Genomic DNA, 18,590 nt, shown 5'->3' on the forward strand with positions numbered 1-18,590 from the left:
ATCCGGTCTACTAGTCGGCGTCCTCGTAAGCCGGTACGCCCTGATCGTCACCTACTTCCGCGAGGACCGGATGAAAGTAGTCGTAAAGCGACTGTTCGATAGGTGAACTAAACACTAGCCGCGTTCTCACAACATTCAGGGGTCGACCGTTCTTGTCGGACATGGTCGCTTGCTCTGCGTATTCACATGTGGCGTCACCCAAGAAGTAAAAGTCAGACCCTTCACTGTCATCCTTCTTCACAAAGACGAAAAGCCGGACATCGTTATTGGTGATAGCTTGAACTTCATCACTCGCCAATGTGCGACGGCTTCGCGTGTACCACCTCATGTGAGTTGTATCGATCAATTGATCCTCGTACGCCACTGAAGCTTCGACGCTGTCATCCTTATGCAGTGTGACGAAGATCGGGCAGACTTGCTGTTCCCGGTAAACTTTGTATCCGTAAACCGTCGAAGCAGACTTCGGGTCGAGGCCCAAGAGTCTCAGAGCGTCTTTTCGCGAGTACTGGCGTCCTACGGTGAATGTCGACGTATTGTCATAACGATCGATAGTCAACGCCTTTCCAGTCCGAATGACGTCGTTGACGGCTTCAGCAAAGACAACCTCCGAACGAATCGCCTCACGGAACTCGGCAGTCAGGCTCACATGGCTCTCAGACACCTCAACTATTCCTGGGCCAAACTTCAGCTGATCGTTCTGAGTAGACCGGCCAAGGGTGAAAGTAGAAATGGCACTCTCTAATACGGCTGTCGTCGAGAAAATATCCGCACTATTGAATCGTTGGATAAGGTCGTCATGAGTCAGCTCGTTGGTCTCCAATAGTGCCTCGATTATGAGAAACTCGTGAAGGCGCTTACTCGGCAGCACCTCGTGACAGAGTAAGCTCAGTGCACGGTCTGCGGCCTGGGAGATCGGCCGCTCAATCCCCAGGAGCTTGTCACTCAAGGCCAAGTAGTTGTGGCGACCATTGACAGACTTCGTCGCTAGCACGATCGGGTCAGCTGATCTGAATCGGTAGAAGTCCCATAGATGCGGAACTTGCCCGACACGGTGATACATGTCCTGCAGGGCTTCCTTCAATGTCTTCATGTGGTCGAGCTTTGTCGTTGCGATCGAATCAAGCACCCGGGAGTGAGCGATGCGATCGAATCTCACACTAGACAGGCCCGATATGACCCCAACCTCCTCCGCGATCACTAGATTCTTCCTGAGGGACTCCTTATTTAGTGAATTGTCACCAAATAGGGCCACTGGAATCATGTAGTTATTTGCATAATTTCCAATGAAGTCGATTACTACCAAGTACTCTTTCCCTGAGGCAAGCCTCAGACCGCGACCCAGCTGTTGAACAAAGACGATAGATGACTGTGTCTGGCGCAGCATGACAACTTGATTCACCGTCGGAATATCAACGCCCTCATTGAAAATATCCACGGTCAGAAGGTAATGGAGCTGCCCGGCCTCCAACTCCGCCACCCGTCGCTCCCTCACCTCAGGAGAATCGGATCCTGATACCACTGCAGTGCGCAGTGGACGTCCTGCAAGCGTTGAATTATTCATGGCCGAGGAGATACCTCGCGCCTCATCCACACGACTGCAGAAGATCAAACCACGAGGTGGCACCCCCGCCTGACCGTAAGTTCGGAGCGCTTGCAGCAGGTGCTCTACTCGCTCTGGCGACACAAGCCCTTGAAGCTGTGTTGATTCATCTACCGCTCGAACGACACCGTCTTCGAACGTGGCGTCAGCAATGCCGTAATAGTGGAACGGAGCCAGCATCTCAGCCTCGAGGGCGTCGTGGAGCCTGATCTCATACGGCACATTGAAATCGAACTGCTCGAATACGTTGAATCCATCACCCCTTTCAGGAGTGGCAGTCATACCGAGCAGGAACGCCGGCGTGAAGTAGTCAAGTATCTTCTGGTACGACGCTGCTCCGGTGCGATGTGCTTCGTCAATCAATATGTAGTCGAACTCATCCGGGCGATAAGTACTCAGGACACGATCCTGAGACATCGTCTGCATGGTCGAGAAGAGGTACTTACTACCAGAGTCGTCGTGGGAGCCGACACGTTTGCCGAACGCCTCCTGAGGTTCCTGAAGCACGGCCCGGTAGGACTCCACACTCTTATCCAGGATCTGTTCCCTGTGTGCGAGAAAGAGCATTCGCGCGGGCGCGAATTGTTGAACATCGAGGGCCGAGAGAATCGTCTTGCCTGTCCCCGTTGCGGAGACAACCACAGCCTTCCTCTCTCCAAGCTCTCGTACCTTCGCGATCGCTTCGAGAGCTTCAGACTGCATTCGATTGGGGATGATGTTGACGTCCGCAAGAGCCGACAACGCCGCACTCACGTGCTTGCGCGACGTCTGGCCCCACTGTGGAGGGACATACCGCTTCTCATACTGAGTGATCCATTCAGCGGTGAGGGGTTCCGACAGTCGATACTCCTCGCGGCGAGCGTTCCAGATTTGCCGACCGAGGTCGCCCTCACTTCCGACGCTCACCTTGAGGTTCCACTCATGGTTACGCGTGATTGCGTACTTCGTGAGGTTCGAACTTCCCATCATGGCAGTGACGACTTGATGCGGATGATCGAATATATACCCTTTTGGATGAAAGGACGAAGAGGAATGAATGCGTACATTAATTCCGATATGGCTGAGGTTAAGAAGTTCCCAGAATGCTTCGGGATTATTGAAGTTTAAGTAATCTGACGTTATGATGCACCCGTCCCCCTGGTACTGGACGAGATCCTCCTTCAGGACAGCGATTCCTTCTGGAGAAACAAAAGCTACAGAAAATACGAAGGACGAGGCGTGTTTCAACTCTTGACGGAGTATCCTGAGCACATGGTCATCGGCGCGATTGGTGACGACTCGGGGAGCGTAGTGTTTTGGGACCCGCGCGAATCCTGGGAGAGGTTCTCTCGTCGAGTAGTTACCGCCGAAGAAGAAGCTCAGGTCAGGGCTACTCACGCTCTCAGTCACGCCTGGACGCTACCCTCGATAAGGTGAATTGCTGGTATATCGGCGGGCGCCCAATCAAGAGCTCGTAGTTCCTGCTTGGGGTACCAGGCCACTTCAGCGTGCTCTGTCAGGACCGGTTCGCCACTCACTAGGCGACAGAAGTATGTGGTGAGTACAACGACCGCGAAATCATACTCGTATCGAGTCGTGGTGATTCTTTCTCCCACCTCGACGACACACTCGAGTTCTTCGTCGATCTCACGGATAAGTGCTTCGCGAGATGATTCATCCGGCTCGATCTTGCCCCCGGGGAACTCCCACTTGTGCGGCAATGAGCCTGTTGGCCCGCGTTTGGCGCACAGAATCAAACCGTCGCGCTGGATTACAGCACCAACAACGTGGACCTCTTTTTTCATCGACAGCAGCTCCTGTCATCCCTTGCCATGCGACAGCACGTCGGTACGGTACGGACCCTACCTGAAGTACTCCCGTGCCCCACGAACCACGGCATCCAGCTCATCCGCCTCGGGCAGATCCTCCGCCTCGACCACGTGCTCCTGATCGATGTAGTAGAACGCCGCGGAGATGTTCTCCAGCGGGACGCCGAAGTTCCGACTGAAGGCCAGTCGGTAGACGGCCAGCTGCAGCTGCTTGTTCGCCAGATCTCGGGGCACCTGCCCGGTCTTCCAGTCGACCAGCTCCCACGTGCACTCCCCCATGGCCGCGTTGCGCTCATCTCGTGGCAGCGCCTGCCAGCGATCGAAGTCTGAGACCTCCACATCGATGCCCCCGGGCTTGCTGCCGAACACCGCGTCGATCCGACCATTGACGGTCACACCGTCCACGGCGGTCATCAGGCCGATCTCCATGGCGGCCATCTGACGATCACCCCACGGCGAGGCCTCCAGAGAGGCCCGCACCCGCGAGATGCCGAACTCCCGGCCCAGATGCTTGTCCCCCTGCAGCGGATCCTCGACTCCCTCCAGCCCCGCTCGGTGGCCGTAGAAGTCCTCGATGAATCCATGCACCGCGGTACCCCGGCGCATCACGTGCGACGGCTGTTTGGGCACCGGCCGCCGGTACCGCTCCGCCACCGCACGACCGTCGGCGTCGAGCTCCACGAATCGGGAGGTCGACATCGTCGCCGGCAGCCCGGGCGCCCCCAGAGGCGTCCTCGAGGCCAAGAACCGGTCCACCGCCCACTGCGCCTCCTGCTCGACGTCCGACTGCCCGGACTCCAGACCCTCGCCCATCGAGACGTCCACACGCTTCGCCGCGGCCTCCACCGCCGGTCGACGGGTGTGCACCTGCGGCTCCTCATCGATCGGCCGCCGTACCGCGGGCCGCCACGGCTGGCCCTCGTACGGCTCCTCCACGTACAGGCGCAGCGGGGTCTCCACCAATGGATCGAACGGCCAGGCCGCACCCCAGAGCTCGGAGGCCTTGGGGTTCTCCTCCTTCCTGTACTCCTTGACCGCCGCGAGCAGCTCCTCATCGGTGCTCGACTCGATCGCCGGCGAGGAGACCTCCTCCGGCAGGGACATGGCGGTCATCTCACCCGACGTCACATCCAGCACCACCAGGGGCTCCACATCGTCGACGAGTGCCAGCTCGCGCAGGAACTGCGAGGGGATCTGTCCGCCCTTCGCACTCCCGGAGTACCGGGAGCCGGTGGCCAGCAGCAGCCGCTCGGCGCGAGTGAACGCGACGTAGGCGAGACGACGCTCCTCCTCCCGTCGGAACTCCGCCACCTGCTCCGTGAAGTTCAGCACCGGAGCGTCCTCACCGAAGCCTGCGGCCTCTCGCACCGCCTCGCGCCATCGCTTCGCCTGGCCCTCGCCGGCGGTTCCCAGGGCCGCTGCCCAGAAGGACAGGTACGGCTGGTCGCTGTCCCACTGGGGCAGGCTCTCGGCGTCGCCGCGCAACGGCCACGGCAGCGTGCCGTTCGATCCGATCCACCTGTCAGACATGCTGCTGGGGAACGTGGACTCCCGCAGCCCGATCACTGCGACGACCTCCCATTCGAGGCCCTTGGACGCATGGACGGTCAACAGCTGCACAGCTCCGGCACGCGGCTCGGCGGCCGCCTGGCCCAGCCCCTGTTCGCGCTCCTCGGCCGCGTCCAGCCACTCCAGGAACCCCTCCAGGTCACCGGCCGTCCCCGAGGCGGAGGAGTAGCTGCGGGCATGGTCGAGCAGCGCCTCCAACTGTCGCCGCGCCGTGTGCTGCTCGTCGCCGGGTCGGACGAGGACCTCGACACCGACCCCACTGACCTCGATCACCCGTTCGATGAGTGTGGGCACATCGGCGGTGGCCGACCGGGCCAGCATCCTGACGTCCTTCTGGGCACGCAGGAGCCGCCGGTGCCCGTCCTCGGAGAATCCCTCCGCCCGCTCCTGGGCAGGGTCCTCCGGCACGGCGAACAGCCCCTCCACGAGGGAGGACAGTTCGGCGGCCTCCTTCAGCGGAGCCTCGGACTTCGGCAGCGAATGCCGGGCGAGCCTGTTCAGACGCATCAGGTCTCGGGGACCGATCTGGTACTTCGGGCCGGCGAGCAGACGCAGCATGGCATCGCCGCGGGAGGCGTCGGCGATCACACGGAGATAGGCGATGACGTCGGCGACCTCGGGCACATCGATGAGCCCCGCCAGGCCGAGGAACTCGTAGGGCACCCCGCGCGCGTCGAGCGCACGGGCCACGCCGTTGAGCTGCTTACGGGTCCTCGACAGGACCGCCGCCGTCGGAGGTGCTGCGTCGGAGACCGCCAGCTCGTCGGCCAGTCGGTCGGCCACCGCGGCCCATTCCTCGTCGTCGGAGGTGAACCACCCGCAGTGGACCTCACCGGTCGCCGTCTTGCCCGCCGTCAGGGCGGAGATCCGCTTCTCCTCCTGCTTGTGGCGCTTCCACGCAGGAGCCGTCACGTCCTGCCGCTCGCGCAGCGGAGCCACGGCACGGTTGGCGACGTCGAGGATGGCGGTCCCGTTGCGCCAGGCCTTGGTGAGTTCGAGCCTGCGCGGTGCGAACCACTCCCCCGACTCCGGATCCTGCCTGGTGAACCTGTCGATGAAGCTGAACAGCTGGCCGGCCGAGGCACCGCGGAAACCGTAGATGGACTGGTTCGGGTCACCCACTGCAGTCACTCCCGGCCCGTCGGTGTGGGCGAACAGGGCTGTGAAGAGCTCCAACTGCGCATGCGAGGTGTCCTGGAACTCGTCGAGCAGCACCAGCCGGTACTTCTGCCGCTCCTGCTCCGGGGCATCGGTCTCACGGACGATCCTCACCGCACTGATCAGCAGATCTCCGAAGTCCATCACCTGGAGTTCGCGCTTCCGCGTCCGGTAGGCCTCCACGACGTCGACGACCAGACGCCGCACCGCCATGTAGTCGAGGGTCTTCCTGTCCGTGGCATTGAGTTCCTGCTTCGCACGCTTGGCGCCCGGCTGATCTGCGGGAATCTTGTCGACCCTTGTGACCTCCTCATCGAGGAACCGACGGATCTCGTCCAGATCGTCGATCAGGTGCTCGGCGCATTCCGAGGTCAGCTTCAACGCATGCGTCGCCAAGGTCTTCAGGGAGACATCGAGGTCCAGCAGCGCCTGCTGGTGAGCGTCTCCGTATTCGGCGGCGACCCGGGTCATGATCTGCCACGCCTCCGCGTCGGTGATGACCCTGGTCTCGGGCTCCAGGCCGATCTGCAGGCCGTAGTCCCGGACGAGGGACTGAGCATACGCGTGGTAGGTCGAGACCTCCGGGGCCAGCAGGTCCATCAGACCGTCCGGGTCCACCACCCCCGCCCTCTCGTCCTCACCGAGCAGGTCCTCGACCGCCAGGATGCGCCGTTCCTCCAGCCGCCTGAGCTTGCCGACGATCCGTTCGCGCAGCTCTCCGGCGGCCTTCTTGGTGAAGGTGACGCCGAGCACCTGGTCCGGCTTCACGGCCCCGACGGCGACCTGGTAGAGGACACGGTCGGCCATGGTCGCGGTCTTCCCGGAACCGGCACCGGCGACGACGAGCATCGGCTCCAGCTCATGTTCGATGACCGGTGCCTGCTCGGCAGTGGGCGGGTTGAACGAACCCTCGAGAGGCTCATGCAGCAGCTCCAGCAGCTGCTCCGCCGAGTACCTCTCGCCCGGACCCGGACGGCGGTGGGATTCAGTGGTGGTCATGAGTGTGGTGACCTCATTCCGCGTTCGGCTGTGTGACTGTGCCTGCGCCGGGACAGATCGGGCAGAGCACGCCGGCGCGGCAGCTCTGACCGGGCACGTGGTGGACCATGAATCGGCGACCGGTGACTGTCGCGGCCGCCTCGATGAGCAGCAGGTCCGGCCACGCCTGCGCCTCGGCGGGCCAGTCCTCTCCGGGCTCGACATCACCGACGGCCTGCTGGCGGTACTCGATGCCCTCGAGATTCTTCGCCACGCTCCCCAGGTACAGCAGGCCGGCGCCGGCGGTCTCGCCGGAGAGCTCCACCTCGTCCTCCCCCCGGACGACGACCTTCTGCTCCCCCGGAGTCGCCACGAGCCGCTGATAGAGGCCCAGCTGCGCGTGGCCGCAGATGCCGCATTCCTCGGGCGAGGTGGAGGTGCTGCCCTGGGGATGCGCCGGGCAGCGGCGCGGACCCTCCTTACCGGTCTTGTGGTCGATGATGTAGTACCGGCCGTCGTCCTCGCGCTCCAGGCGATCGATCTTCCCCGAGACCGTCACCTCCCGCGGCGTGCCGCGGACGGGCAGTCGCGCGGACACCGTGAAGTGCGCCTCCGAAGCGACGTGGGTACGCCCCTGGTCGTGGGCGGCATGCAGGTACCACGCGAGACGTCTGACCATGGCCTCCGCGCGGACGAACTCCTGCCGACTCTCGAAGGAGTCCGGGGCCATGCCCAGTTCGGGCCACCGGTCGGCCAGCACTGCTGTGAGCCTGTCCCCGGTCTGGCCCTCCGTCGCACCCTCGTCCGGCTCCGGATGGTCCTCGGCGATGGAGTGGATCAGCATCCCCAGCTCCCGGCGGCGGTCCGTCTCCGGTTCGCCGCCGACGGCGCCGACGAACCAGCTCAGCGGCTGGTCCTGCGCCGTGCCCGCCGACGACGGGGAGACCCGGATCTGTGCGCCCTCATCGAGCTCGTCCTCGGTGATGAGCTCCTCGAACTGCTTCGGATCCACCAGTCCCCACCAGTCCGAGGGTGCCGCGCCGGTGATGCTCTCCCCCGTGGTCTCTGCGTAGGCGTTCCCCAGCACGGCCAGCGCACGAGCCGCGTCCTCGGCGACGTCGTCGGGGATCCGGGAGTCGCCTGAGGCGTGGGACTCCAGGGTCCGACGCAGCTCGGCGGCGAGGGTCGGGGCCGTCATGGGGCGCGGACGTGCCAGCTCGGGGGACGGACGCTCCACGGGCGGCACGATCAGATCGATCAGCAGACTCGGAGTCTGATCGGTGCTGGTGACGCCGATGCCGACCAGCCGTCGTCGTGCCCGCGAGACTGCGGCGGCGAAGAGCCGGTACTCGTCCTGCAGCACCTGCATCCGCTTCGCCCGAGCTGATCTGCCGCCCCGGTCCGCGTCTCCCGCGGCGAGGTCCGCCAGCCGGGAGGAGGCCAGCAGCTCGCCGCGGGGCCTCAGGTCGGGCCAGACCCCGTCCTGCATTCCGGTGAGGATCACCGTGTCGAACTCGCGGCCGGCGGCCGTGGCCGGGGTGAGCACGCTGACGGCGTCGCCGACGGTGGAGGTCTCAGCCAGGGTGTCCATCGGCAGCTCCATCTCCTCGATATAGGTGACGAAGTGACCGATGCGTTGACCCGGCAGCTGGTCGGTGTAGCGCTCGGCCGCCTCGAACAGCGCGACGACGGCGTCCAGGTCCCGGTTCGCGCGCCGTGCCTGTTCACCGCCGCCCTCAGACTCCTCCACCCAACGGCGCTGACGACCTCCGGCCGTCCACAGGGCCCACAGCACATCGCCCGGCCCGGCGCCGGGAGTCTCCGCGGATCCTCGCGCGGCCGCGACCATCCGCGCGATGCGCCGCAGCCCCGTCAGAGCCCGGTGCTCCGACTCGGCGGCCCGGACGGACACGGGGTCCTCCGGGTCTTCGACGGCGGCCAGCAGCAGCGCATCAGAGCCTCGCGCTCCCCCGACGTCCTCCCCGGCCTCGGCGATCCGCTCCCGCTCCAGCGCCAGCAGGACCCGCCGGATGCGGCGCAGCGTGATCGCGTCGACGCCCCCGTACGGACCGGCGAGGAGCCGCTGCACCGTGGGCACGTCCAGACGGTCCTCCGCCTCGGTGCCTGTCACCGCTCGCATGATCCGCAGCAGAGGCGCGACTGCGGTCTCCCGGCGCAGGACGACCTCACTCATGGATCGCTCCACCGCCAGACCGTGGGCGGCGAACAGACGCATCAGGCGGTGGACGTCGGTCCCGCTGCGGGTGATCACGGCGATCTCCCCCAGTGGCACCCCGGCGCCGTCGGGACCTCCCCGGTGATGCCGCTCCAGAACCTCCTGCAGGATCATCTGCTCGCCGTGATCCTCAGACCCCACGATGCTGACCGAAGACCCCCGCGCCGACGTGTCCGTCCCGGCCGGGAAGTTCCGGTGCGGCCCGGGCTTCGCACGTGACCCGTGGGCGTGGTCCTCCTCCCGGCGGGTGCGCTGGGCGGCGACAAGTTCCTCGAGCTCCTGCGACCGGTCCACGGCCAGCAGCTCCCATCGGCTCCGATACAGCTGCGAATCTCCGACGGCGCCGATGCGCCGGACCACACGCCCGTAGACAGCGCCGACCTCGTCGGACATCCTGTGGTCCTGCACCAGGCTGAGGACCTCCGGATCCCGGCCGGCGGAGACGTCCGTCGGGCGCATCGAACCGCGTCGACCACGGAGGCGCGTGCCGTCGGGCAGACTCTGGTCTCCGCCGTCGGCGGCCCAGTTGGCCAGCAGATCCGGACGAGCTCCGCGGAAACCCTGCACCGCCGCATCCGGGTTGGCGAAGGCCACCACGGGACCCCCGGCACCGATGAGGCGCAGCAGACGGTGGACGTTCGGGTTGGCCTCCTGGAGGTCGTCGACGAGGATCAGCCGAAGGCGCCCCCGTTCGGCCTCGAGCAGGGCGGCGTCCTCCTCCAGGACGTCGCAGGCGCGGGCGATGAGTCCCGACGGGTCGAACGCGTTCGGAGCCTGCTGCCCCAAGACGTCGAGGTAGAGGCCGTACAGCTCACCGGCAGGCTGCCAGGCCGGGTGCCCGGGGCCGCGTCCGGCGGCGGCCTCCCGGCCCCACTCCGTCAGCTCCTCAGGACCGACCCCGTATTCGGAGGCGCGGTCGAAGAGCTCACGGATCTCCTGACGGAAGCCGGAGGTCCCCGCGGCCTCCCGCAGATCCGCACGCACGATCTCCCGTGTCCCCTCCCCGGTGGACGGGTCCACGACGCGCCAGTCGATCCTGGTCTCCTCGGAACTCAGCAGGGCGGCGATCTCCCGGTCCTGTTCGGCGCCGGAGAGCAGACGGGGAGCACGATCGGCGAGGTCGAGCAGGCCGCGGCGCCGGGCCTCACCGATGATCCGGAAGGCGTAGGAGGCGAACGAACGGGACGGCTGATCGGTCAGCGTCCCGTCCCGAGGGTCCTGCGCCCAGCGGGACTCGACGGCGTCGCGCAGCCGGGCCGATGTGCTCCTCGTCGGAGACAGCAGCAGGAGCTCGTGGGAGTCATGGCCGCTCTGCAGGAACCGCAGCGCCAGGTGCGCCGCCGTCGTCGTCTTCCCTGTGCCGGGTCCGCCGAGGACCAGCAGGGGACCGTGGTCGCCGGATGCGACCCGCTCGAACACCTGCTGCTGGGCCTGATCAGGGGTGAACACCTCTGCGCGCTGTGCCATGGAACCATCCAACCAGACCCCTGTGACACGGTTCCTCCGCGGACGCTGTCAGAGGGACGCGCTACGGTGAATCCATGGAGAATCCCGCGCTGTTCGATCTGGAGCCCGCTCCCGACTCCTGGCACTCGTCGCGCCGCATCGGCTTCGACCTCGAGACCACCGGCCGTGACCCGCGCACCGCGCGGATCGTGAGCGCCGCCGTGGTGGTCCGGGACCCCGCAGAGGCCGGCCCCGCCGACGGCGCACCGCGCATCGCAGAATGGCTGGTGGATCCGGGGGTGGAGATCCCCGAGGAGGCGAGCGCCGTCCACGGCATCACCACCGAGTACGCGCGGCAGAACGGATCCCCGGCCGACGAGGCGGTGCCGCAGATCCTGCACCGGATCATCGAGGAGCTCGATGCCGGCACAGCCGTGGTGATCTTCAATGCGCCCTACGACCTCTCCGTCCTCTCCGCGGAGGCCGCTCGGTACGGAGCGGATCTGCCCTCGCCCCGACCGATCATCGACCCCCTGGTCATCGACAAGCAGGTGGACCGGTACCGCCGGGGCAAACGAACACTGGGCCACATGGCAGAGCACTACGGGATCGTCCTCGACGACGCCCACTCCGCCGCACCGGACGCACAGGCCGCCCTGGAGATCGGCGACGCCCTGGCGCGGCGGTTCCCGCAGCTGCGGATGTCCGCCGAGGAGCTCCATGATCTCCAGATCGGGTGGAAGGCGGAGCAGGCGGCATCCCTGCAGGAGTACTTCCGTCGGACACGTCCCGACGCCGTCGTCGATCCGAGCTGGCCCCTCTGAGGCACCGCCTCGTCACGATTCGCACCGGCCCGATGGTGATCACGATCTCATCACATGCTTGAACGCTCAGCGTCTCACCTGTTGGACTGAGTGGATTGGGTACACAACAGATGAGGTGATGAGAATGGGTTCGAAGACCCTCGAGACGTCAGAACGGACCGCAGGCCGGGAACGGGCCTTCTTCGCACTCGGAGATGCCGTCGGCATCGAAGAGGAGGGACGCCCCGCGCTGGGAAGTCCTCACCATCACCTGGCCGGTCTGGCCCTCGTCGCCTCGATGACCGCGCTGGTGACGGTCGCACAGCCCTCGAACGCACTGGCCCCGTTGGACTGGGCGTTCGGGTGGACCCTAGCAGCCGTAGTGCCCGCCGCAGGTCTCACCTGGGTCTGTGCCCGCTACTACTGCAGAGCGTTCGGGCTGCCGATCCGTGCAGGCGTTCCCCTTCAGATGGGCCTCGGTGCGACCGCATTGGCCGGAGGTGTGGCCCTCGGCGGCGTACTGCCGGGCTACGCCGAATCCGTGGACAGCTTCCTCCTCCAGGTCATCGGCGCCCTCTCCGTGGTGGTCATAGGTGTGGCACCCGTCCACGGAGTCCTCTCGACGCTGCTCATGAAGCACGAGCGCGGCTATGCCGACTGAGTCCCCGACGAACGCCTTCCCGCCTCCCCACGTGCGTGAGCCGGCACCTGTGCCCTCCCGGGGCAGGGCGATGGTTGCCACGGTGTTCCTCACGGCCGTCTTCTTCGGAGTCAGCACCGCGCGCGATCACGAAATCGCCGGATGGGCCAGCCTCGCAGTCGCCGTGGTCTGCATACCTGCTGTGGTCAGCTTCTACCGTGCGTCGCGTGACCGGCTGTCGGCCGGCCGCGCCGCCGCGTACGGAGCCGTCGCCGGGGGACTTCCCCCGTTGGTCCTCTGGCCCCTGGTCGGATACCTCGACCACCTGCCGCTGTTCGCGCTCATCTGCGCGCTCGTGGCCGCCGGGCTCGTGTCCCTCCTCCACCGTGCCCTCCTGGAGACCGACAGTCCGTCCCGCACTGCGGAGACCTCTGCGTCCGAATGACGACGCCTATAGGTCACAGCGGCTCGAGGTGTGAAGCGAGGAACACGCGCAGGGAGGTGCAGTCACCGGTGATCGCCCGCAGACGGCAGCGTCGCAGAGAGTCGACGTCGACGTCCTCCCAGCGCAGCTGGTATCCGGCGCGCCAGGCGAGCATCGTGACGAACACGCTCTGGGACCGGGTGTTCCCGTCGTGGAACGGGTGGATGTCGGAGAGGTCTCCCCACCGCAGGGCCAACGCCTCGGCGAAGTCCTCCGACCCGAGACCCCTCAGGTGGTCCTCCTCCGCCAATTCGGCGAACAGCCGCTCCAGCCGGTCACGGATCTGATCGGGCGGGCAGTAGGTGACCGCGGTTCCCGTGGCCTTGGCGCCCACCGTTCGGAGCTCACCCGCGAAGTCGAAGAGCTCCCCGAGCATGCGCCGATGGATGCTGCACAGATAGGCGAAGTCAGGCACCTCGGGCGGCCCCTCCCGCACCAGGCCCGCGATCGCGAGGCTCACGAATTCGTTCATGGCCTCATCCAGACGCTGGGCGCCCCGGATGCCGCGGCGGTTGCGCAGCACTCCCCAGGAATCCGGGTACGTGTACCTCTCCGGGGCGGTCATCGGTTCGGATACCTCTCCAGCACCTGGGAGCGCGCCTGCGCCTCCTCGAGGTCCCCGCTCAGCACCCGCTCAGCCCGAACCAGGGCCTGCGTCGACGGGTAGTGACCGGCCATCAGCTGCACACGCTCGACCATGGCCGCGGCACGCTTCGGATCCATCGGCGATACCGCCGCCTCAGCCCCCGAGACCTCGGATTCGGCCATGACGACGCTCCTTCCCCCCCCTGCGTCGATCTTAGCGTCGTCCTCACCGGCGTCGAGGGTCGGGAGCATCCCCGGCAGATCAGGATCAGACGTCGGCGGCCAGGCGGAAGCCGGTGTGTCCGAGCGAGGTGTTCGGCTCCGGAGTCGTCCGCGCGGAGGTCCTGTAGCGCCGACAGTACGAGTCGTGACACATATAGGACCCGCCCCTCAGCACCGCCTCGGAGGTCCACTCCCAGACGTTGCCGGTCGTCTCGTACAGGCCGAATCGGTTCGGCGGGAACGAGCGGACGGCCACCGTGCCAACCTCGCCGTCGGGCGCGTCCGGGAACTCTCCGACGAACGTGTTCATCAGCCGTCGGCCCTCGGGCTCGCGGACGCCGCCCCAGGGGAACGGCTGCTGGGAGAGTCCGCCCCGGCAGGCGTACTCCCACTCCGCCTCGCCGGGAAGTCGGGCACCGACCCAGAGGGCATAGGCCGAGGCGTCCCGGTGCGAGACATGGGTGACCGGATGCGCCTCCCGGCCGCGGACCGTGCTGCCCGGGCCCTCCGGGGCGTACCAGCAGGCTCCTCGGACCGCTCGCCACCAGGGGGCATCCCGCACCTCGGGCTCGCCACGGCGCGCCGCGGGACCCAGCAGCCCGGAGAAGACCAGAGAGTCGCCGTGGACCTCAGCGTCGGTGCGGTGACCGGTCTCGGCCACGAAGACTGCGAAGTCGGCCACCGTGACCGTAGTCGCCGCCGTCGCGAAGGGGGCGACGTCCGTCCGGCGCACGGGCCCCTCACCGTCCTCGGGGTAGGCCCAGGGATCCTCGGAGCCCATCAGGAACCGGCCGCCCGGCAGACCGACCAGGGTCAGCTCGCCGGAGGCCGCGGCCCCCAGCTCGTCCAGCAGCCGACGCGGCGCCGTCGTCGTGCCGTGCGCGGCATGACCGTGGAGTCCGGAGGACGGCGCGCAGCAGGTTCGTCCCCTGGGTGCGGTCATGTCATCTCCTCCGGTTAGCCTGGTCTTCGACCACCGTACTCGGACCAGGAGGAGACCCGGTGAGCAGCCCGGCGCAGCAGAACGGCGGAGCGTCCCGCCGCCCGAACATCGTCATCGTGCAGGCCGACCAGCTGGCCCCCGACGCGCTGGGCGCCTACGGCAACGACGTCGTCGACTCTCCCCACATCGACGCGCTCGCCGAGGAGGGTGCGGTGTTCGACCGCGCCTACTGCAGCACTCCGCTGTGCGCACCGTCCCGGGCCTCGATGATGACCGGGCGCCTGCCCTCGGAGATCGGCTGCTACGACAACGGCGACGACTTCCCCTCCTCGACGCCGACCTTCGCCCACCATCTGCGTGCGGCCGGGTACCACACCGCGCTGGTCGGCCGGATGCACTTCATCGGCCCCGACCAGCACCACGGGTTCGAGGAGCGGCTGACCACCGACGTCTACCCTGCGGACATGGACATGGTCCCGGACTGGGATCTGGACGCGCGGACGAAGCTGCAGTGGTACCACGACGCCGACAGCGTCTTCACCGCCGGGGTCTCGAAGGCCACGGTGCAGCTGGACTTCGACGAGGAGGTCGGATTCCACACCCTGCGACACCTCAATGATCGGGTCCGCGCGAATCGGTCCGCCGAAGGCCGCGGCGAACAGCCGCAGCCGTTCCTGATGGTCACCTCGTTCATACACCCCCACGACCCCTACGAACCGCCGCGGGAGCAGTGGGACCGGTACGACGGCGTCGACGTGGACTCCCCCGCCCACCCCCAAACCCCCGACGCCGCGACCGATCCCCACACCCACCGGCTGCGGGCGATGAGCGGGTTCGACGTCCGACAGCCGGACCACGAGCAGACGCTGCGGGCCCGACGCGCCTACTACGCGGCGGTGAGCTACATCGACGACCACGTCGCCCGGATCAGGGCCCGGCTGCGGGAGCTGGACCTCGAGGACGACACCGTCGTCATCGTGACCTCGGACCACGGCGACATGCGGGGAGAGAAGGGGCTCTGGTACAAGATGTCCCCCTACGAGCAGTCCGTCCGGGTGCCGCTGATCGTCTCCGGACCTGAACACCTGGTGCCCCGCGGCCGGTTCCGTGCCCCCGTCTCGCTGCTGGACCTGCTGCCCACCGTGCTGGGCCTGGCCGGGGCCGAAGACCCCGAGGCGCCGGGCACCTCGCTGCTCACTCTGGCCGAGCAGGAGCGGGCGGGCACGCTGGGCCCTCAGGACCGCGACGTGGTGGTCGAGTACCTCGCCGAAGGCGTACACCACCCCCAGCTGACCCTGGTCCGCGGCTCACACAAGTTCGTCCTGTGCCCCGGCGATCCGGACCAGCTCTTCGACCTCGACGCCGACCCGCACGAGCTCACCAACCTGGCCGCCGACCCGGAGCACAGCGCCCTGGCGGCCCAGCTGCGCAAGGAGCTGGAGACCCGCTACGACCTCGACTCGCTCGAGGCCGACGTCCGCAGCTCCCAGCACCGCCGACGGTTGGTCAGCCGGGCACTGGCCACGGGCAGGACCCGACCGTGGGATCTGGTGCCGGAACCCGCCTCGCGCTACGTCCGGGGCGACTTCTGGTCGGCCCTCGAGCACGGGACGATCCCGGACCCCGAGCGCTGAGCGGCTCCGAGCGGAGTCCGGCGGGCTTCGGGTCAGCCGGCGGGCTGGGCGTCCGCCGCGGCGCGCGCCGCGCCGGGCAGGGCGTCGAGGATCTGCCGCACAGCGGCGTCGTCGTGGGCGGCGGAGAGGAACCAGGCCTCGAAGACGCTCGGCGGGAGGAACACTCCGGCGTCGAGCATGGCGTGGAAGAACGGCCCGTAGCGGAAGGACTCCTGGGCCTGCGCGTCCGCATAGCTGTGCACCCCGGCGCGGGAGGTCCCGAAGGCGACGGAGAACAGCGACCCGACCTTCTGGATGCTGTGGTCCACACCGGCCTCGTCGAGTGCGGACCCGAGCGCGGAGGCGACGACCTCGGCCTGAGCATCGATGTGGGAGTAGACCTCCGCGGTGGCGTGCTCCAGGGTCGCGGTGCCGGCCGCCATCGCGACCGGATTCCCGGAGAGCGTGCCTGCATGGTAGACGGGCCCGGTGGGCGCCAGGTGCTCCATGATCTCCCGTCGTCCGGCCAGCGCAGCGGTGGGCAGACCTCCGCCGATGACCTTGCCGAAGGTGAACAGGTCCGGCGTCCACCCCTCCTCCCGGCCGGAGGCGCCCCAGTACCCGGCCTCGGTGATGCGGAACCCGGTCATCACCTCGTCGAAGATCATCAGGGCCCCGTGACGCCGGGTCAGCTCACGGATCAGACCGTTGAACCCGTCGGCCGGCGGCACCACGCCCATGTTCGCCGGGGTCGCCTCGGTGATGACCGCGGCGATCGAGTCGCCGTGCTCGGCGAAGACCTGCTCCAGTGCGGCGGCGTCGTTGTACTCCAGGACGATGGTCTCGGAGGCCTGGGCCTCGGTGACCCCCGCGGAGCCGGGCAGGCCCATCGTGGCCACCCCGGACCCGGCGGCGGCCAGCAGTCCGTCGGAATGTCCGTGGTAGCAGCCGGCGAACTTGACCACTAGGCTGCGTCCGGTGGCGCCGCGGGCCAGGCGGACGGCGGTCATGGTCGCCTCGGTGCCGGTGGAGACCATGCGGATCATCTCCGCACCGGGAACCCGCTCACGCACCAGCTGGGCCAGCCGGGTCTCGTCCGGGTGGGATGCTCCGAAGCCGAGGCCGTGGTCCACCGCTCGGTGCACTGCGGCCGTGACCTCCGGGTGGCGGTGACCCAGCAGGGCAGGGCCCCAGGAGCCGACGAGGTCCACATAGCGCCTCCCCTCGGCATCGGTCAGGTTGGGGCCCTCCGCGTCGACCATGAAGGCCGGAGTGCCGCCGACCGACCCGAAGGCCCGCACCGGGGAGTTCACCCCGCCGGGCATCAGGTCGCGGGCGGCGTCGAACAGCTGCTGATTCGTAGGCATCGTGGGGGCTCTCCTCACCTCGGTCTGGGTCTGGGGCTGGGTCGTCAGTCTTCGCGCAGCCAGCCGGCGATCTCGGCCGCGTGGTAGGTCAGCACATTCTGGGCTCCGGCGCGGCGCAGCGACGTCATAGCCTCGAGCACCACGGACCGGCGGTCGATCCACCCGTTCGCGGCCGCGGCCTCGATCATCGCGTACTCCCCGGAGACGTGATACGCCGAGACCGGCACGTCGCTGACCTCGGCGACGTCGGAGACGATGTCGAGATACGCCAGGCCGGGCTTGACCATGACCATGTCAGCACCTTCGGCCAGGTCGGCCCCGACCTCGCGCAGCGCCTCGGTCCGGTTCGGGGCGTCCATCTGGTACTGGCGCCGGTCGCCCTGCAGCTGGGAGTCCACGGCCTCGCGGAAGGGGCCGTAGAACGCCGAGGCGTACTTCGCCGCATAGGCGAGGATCGGGACGTCGTAGTGTCCGGCCTCGTCGAGGGCCTGACGGATGACCGCCACCTGGCCGTCCATCATGCCCGACGGGGCGACGACGTCGGCGCCGGCCTCGGCCTGGACCACGCCCATCTGTGCGTAGAGCTCCAGCGTCGCATCGTTGTCCACCTCGCCCAGCTCGTCCAGGACGCCGCAGTGACCGTGGTCGGTGAACTCGTCCAGGCAGAGGTCGCTCATCACCGGCAGATCCTCGCCCACGCGGTGCTTCACCGCAGTGATCGTCCGGTTCAGGATGCCCTCCGGGTCGAGCCCGGCCGAGCCCGACGAGTCACGTGAGGCCGGGATGCCGAAGAGCATCAGGCCCCCCAGACCGAGGTCACGGGCCTGCTCGGCGGCGTCGAGGATCGACTCCTCGGTGTGCTGGACGACCCCGGGCATGGAGCTGATCGGCTGCGGCTCCGTGATCCCCTCGCGCACGAAGGCCGGGAGGATGAAGTCTGCCGGATGGAGCCGGGTCTCGGCGACCAGCCGGCGCATCGCCGGGGTCCTGCGCAGACGGCGCGGGCGGCGGGCGGGGAACGTCACTGTGGGGCTCCTTACAGGGGCGGTCTGACGGGGTGGTGCGCCGGCTGCACCTGGGGCGCGGCAGGCGCGGACGCCGCCTTCCAGTCTAGTGGCCGGTGCTGCGCGATGCTCAG

At 67.2% G+C, this 18,590-nt stretch carries 13 protein-coding genes; 4 read left to right on the forward strand and 9 right to left on the reverse strand.

The window, feature by feature from the left end:
* Positions 1 to 10: 10 nt before the first annotated feature.
* Genes N7E59_RS10010 through N7E59_RS10025 form a run of 4 tightly spaced genes read right to left on the reverse strand, consistent with a single transcriptional unit; the run spans position 11 to position 10,816 of the window.
* Positions 11 to 2,989, reverse strand: coding sequence for a DUF3427 domain-containing protein (locus tag N7E59_RS10010; protein WP_261624792.1), 2,979 nt, complete (start codon positions 2,987 to 2,989; stop codon positions 11 to 13).
* Complete coding sequence (locus N7E59_RS10015) at positions 2,986 to 3,384, reverse strand: (deoxy)nucleoside triphosphate pyrophosphohydrolase (RefSeq protein ID WP_261624793.1); 399 nt, start codon at positions 3,382 to 3,384, stop codon at positions 2,986 to 2,988. The genes N7E59_RS10010 and N7E59_RS10015 overlap by 4 nt, the downstream gene beginning before the upstream one ends.
* A gap of 57 nt (positions 3,385 to 3,441) precedes the next feature.
* Positions 3,442 to 7,134: an ATP-dependent DNA helicase gene (locus N7E59_RS10020; RefSeq protein WP_261624794.1), complete on the reverse strand. Its 3,693-nt coding sequence runs from the start codon at positions 7,132 to 7,134 to the stop codon at positions 3,442 to 3,444.
* A gap of 13 nt (positions 7,135 to 7,147) precedes the next feature.
* Entirely contained in the window at positions 7,148 to 10,816 is a 3,669-nt protein-coding gene (locus N7E59_RS10025; RefSeq protein ID WP_261624795.1) for a UrvD/REP family ATP-dependent DNA helicase, read from the reverse strand.
* A 74-nt stretch (positions 10,817 to 10,890) separates the two neighbouring features.
* Here N7E59_RS10025 and N7E59_RS10030 point away from each other — a divergent pair, with 74 nt between their 5' ends.
* From N7E59_RS10030 to N7E59_RS10040, 3 genes are all read left to right on the forward strand, one after another.
* Entirely contained in the window at positions 10,891 to 11,619 is a 729-nt protein-coding gene (locus tag N7E59_RS10030) for a 3'-5' exonuclease (RefSeq protein ID WP_261624796.1), read from the forward strand.
* A gap of 124 nt (positions 11,620 to 11,743) precedes the next feature.
* Positions 11,744 to 12,259, forward strand: a complete 516-nt coding sequence (locus N7E59_RS10035) for a hypothetical protein (protein WP_261624797.1) — start codon at positions 11,744 to 11,746, stop codon at positions 12,257 to 12,259.
* Positions 12,249 to 12,683, forward strand: coding sequence for a hypothetical protein (locus tag N7E59_RS10040; protein WP_261624798.1), 435 nt, complete (start codon positions 12,249 to 12,251; stop codon positions 12,681 to 12,683). The genes N7E59_RS10035 and N7E59_RS10040 overlap by 11 nt, the downstream gene beginning before the upstream one ends.
* 13 nt (positions 12,684 to 12,696) lie before the next feature.
* On the opposite strand, the gene N7E59_RS10045 is transcribed toward N7E59_RS10040, so the two are convergent.
* The 3 genes from N7E59_RS10045 to N7E59_RS10055 form a co-directional block, all read right to left on the reverse strand.
* Positions 12,697 to 13,287, reverse strand: a complete 591-nt coding sequence (locus tag N7E59_RS10045; protein WP_261624799.1) for a Fic/DOC family protein — start codon at positions 13,285 to 13,287, stop codon at positions 12,697 to 12,699.
* Positions 13,284 to 13,490 (reverse strand): hypothetical protein, encoded by a 207-nt coding sequence (locus N7E59_RS10050; protein WP_261624800.1) that lies wholly within the window; start codon positions 13,488 to 13,490, stop codon positions 13,284 to 13,286. Before N7E59_RS10050 ends, N7E59_RS10045 begins: the two co-directional genes overlap by 4 nt.
* 85 nt (positions 13,491 to 13,575) lie before the next feature.
* Positions 13,576 to 14,472, reverse strand: a complete 897-nt coding sequence (locus tag N7E59_RS10055) for a formylglycine-generating enzyme family protein (RefSeq protein WP_261624801.1) — start codon at positions 14,470 to 14,472, stop codon at positions 13,576 to 13,578.
* Positions 14,473 to 14,531: 59 nt separating this feature from the next.
* On the opposite strand from N7E59_RS10055, the gene betC reads away from it, so the two are divergent.
* Positions 14,532 to 16,106 carry a choline-sulfatase gene (gene betC / locus N7E59_RS10060; RefSeq protein ID WP_261624802.1) on the forward strand — a complete coding sequence of 525 codons (1,575 nt, stop codon included), beginning with the start codon at positions 14,532 to 14,534 and terminating at the stop codon, positions 16,104 to 16,106.
* Positions 16,107 to 16,138: 32 nt separating this feature from the next.
* Here the strand turns inward: betC and hemL are convergent, their stop codons facing one another.
* Entirely contained in the window at positions 16,139 to 17,452 is a 1,314-nt protein-coding gene (gene hemL / locus N7E59_RS10065) for a glutamate-1-semialdehyde 2,1-aminomutase (protein ID WP_261624803.1), read from the reverse strand.
* Positions 17,453 to 17,496: 44 nt separating this feature from the next.
* The gene (gene hemB / locus N7E59_RS10070) at positions 17,497 to 18,477 is read right to left on the reverse strand and encodes a porphobilinogen synthase (protein WP_261624804.1); all 981 of its coding nucleotides are present in this window, start codon (positions 18,475 to 18,477) and stop codon (positions 17,497 to 17,499) included.
* Positions 18,478 to 18,590 lie beyond the last annotated feature (113 nt).

It is taken from the genome of Nesterenkonia marinintestina (assembly GCF_025420485.1).
In the GTDB taxonomy this organism is placed as follows: domain Bacteria; phylum Actinomycetota; class Actinomycetes; order Actinomycetales; family Micrococcaceae; genus Nesterenkonia; species Nesterenkonia marinintestina.

What these genes read in the sequence shown, in the direction of transcription:
- N7E59_RS10045 (WP_261624799.1), bottom strand. Translation starts at nt 13,287, where the DNA reads ATGACCGCCCCGGAGAGGTACACGTACCCGGATTCCTGGGGAGTGCTG.
- N7E59_RS10015 (WP_261624793.1), bottom strand. Translation starts at nt 3,384, where the DNA reads ATGAAAAAAGAGGTCCACGTTGTTGGTGCTGTAATCCAGCGCGACGGT.
- hemL (WP_261624803.1), bottom strand. Translation starts at nt 17,452, where the DNA reads ATGCCTACGAATCAGCAGCTGTTCGACGCCGCCCGCGACCTGATGCCC.
- N7E59_RS10030 (WP_261624796.1), top strand. Translation starts at nt 10,891, where the DNA reads ATGGAGAATCCCGCGCTGTTCGATCTGGAGCCCGCTCCCGACTCCTGG.
- N7E59_RS10050 (WP_261624800.1), bottom strand. Translation starts at nt 13,490, where the DNA reads ATGGCCGAATCCGAGGTCTCGGGGGCTGAGGCGGCGGTATCGCCGATG.
- N7E59_RS10055 (WP_261624801.1), bottom strand. Translation starts at nt 14,472, where the DNA reads ATGACCGCACCCAGGGGACGAACCTGCTGCGCGCCGTCCTCCGGACTC.
- N7E59_RS10040 (WP_261624798.1), top strand. Translation starts at nt 12,249, where the DNA reads ATGCCGACTGAGTCCCCGACGAACGCCTTCCCGCCTCCCCACGTGCGT.
- N7E59_RS10025 (WP_261624795.1), bottom strand. Translation starts at nt 10,816, where the DNA reads ATGGCACAGCGCGCAGAGGTGTTCACCCCTGATCAGGCCCAGCAGCAG.
- N7E59_RS10035 (WP_261624797.1), top strand. Translation starts at nt 11,744, where the DNA reads ATGGGTTCGAAGACCCTCGAGACGTCAGAACGGACCGCAGGCCGGGAA.
- N7E59_RS10020 (WP_261624794.1), bottom strand. Translation starts at nt 7,134, where the DNA reads ATGACCACCACTGAATCCCACCGCCGTCCGGGTCCGGGCGAGAGGTAC.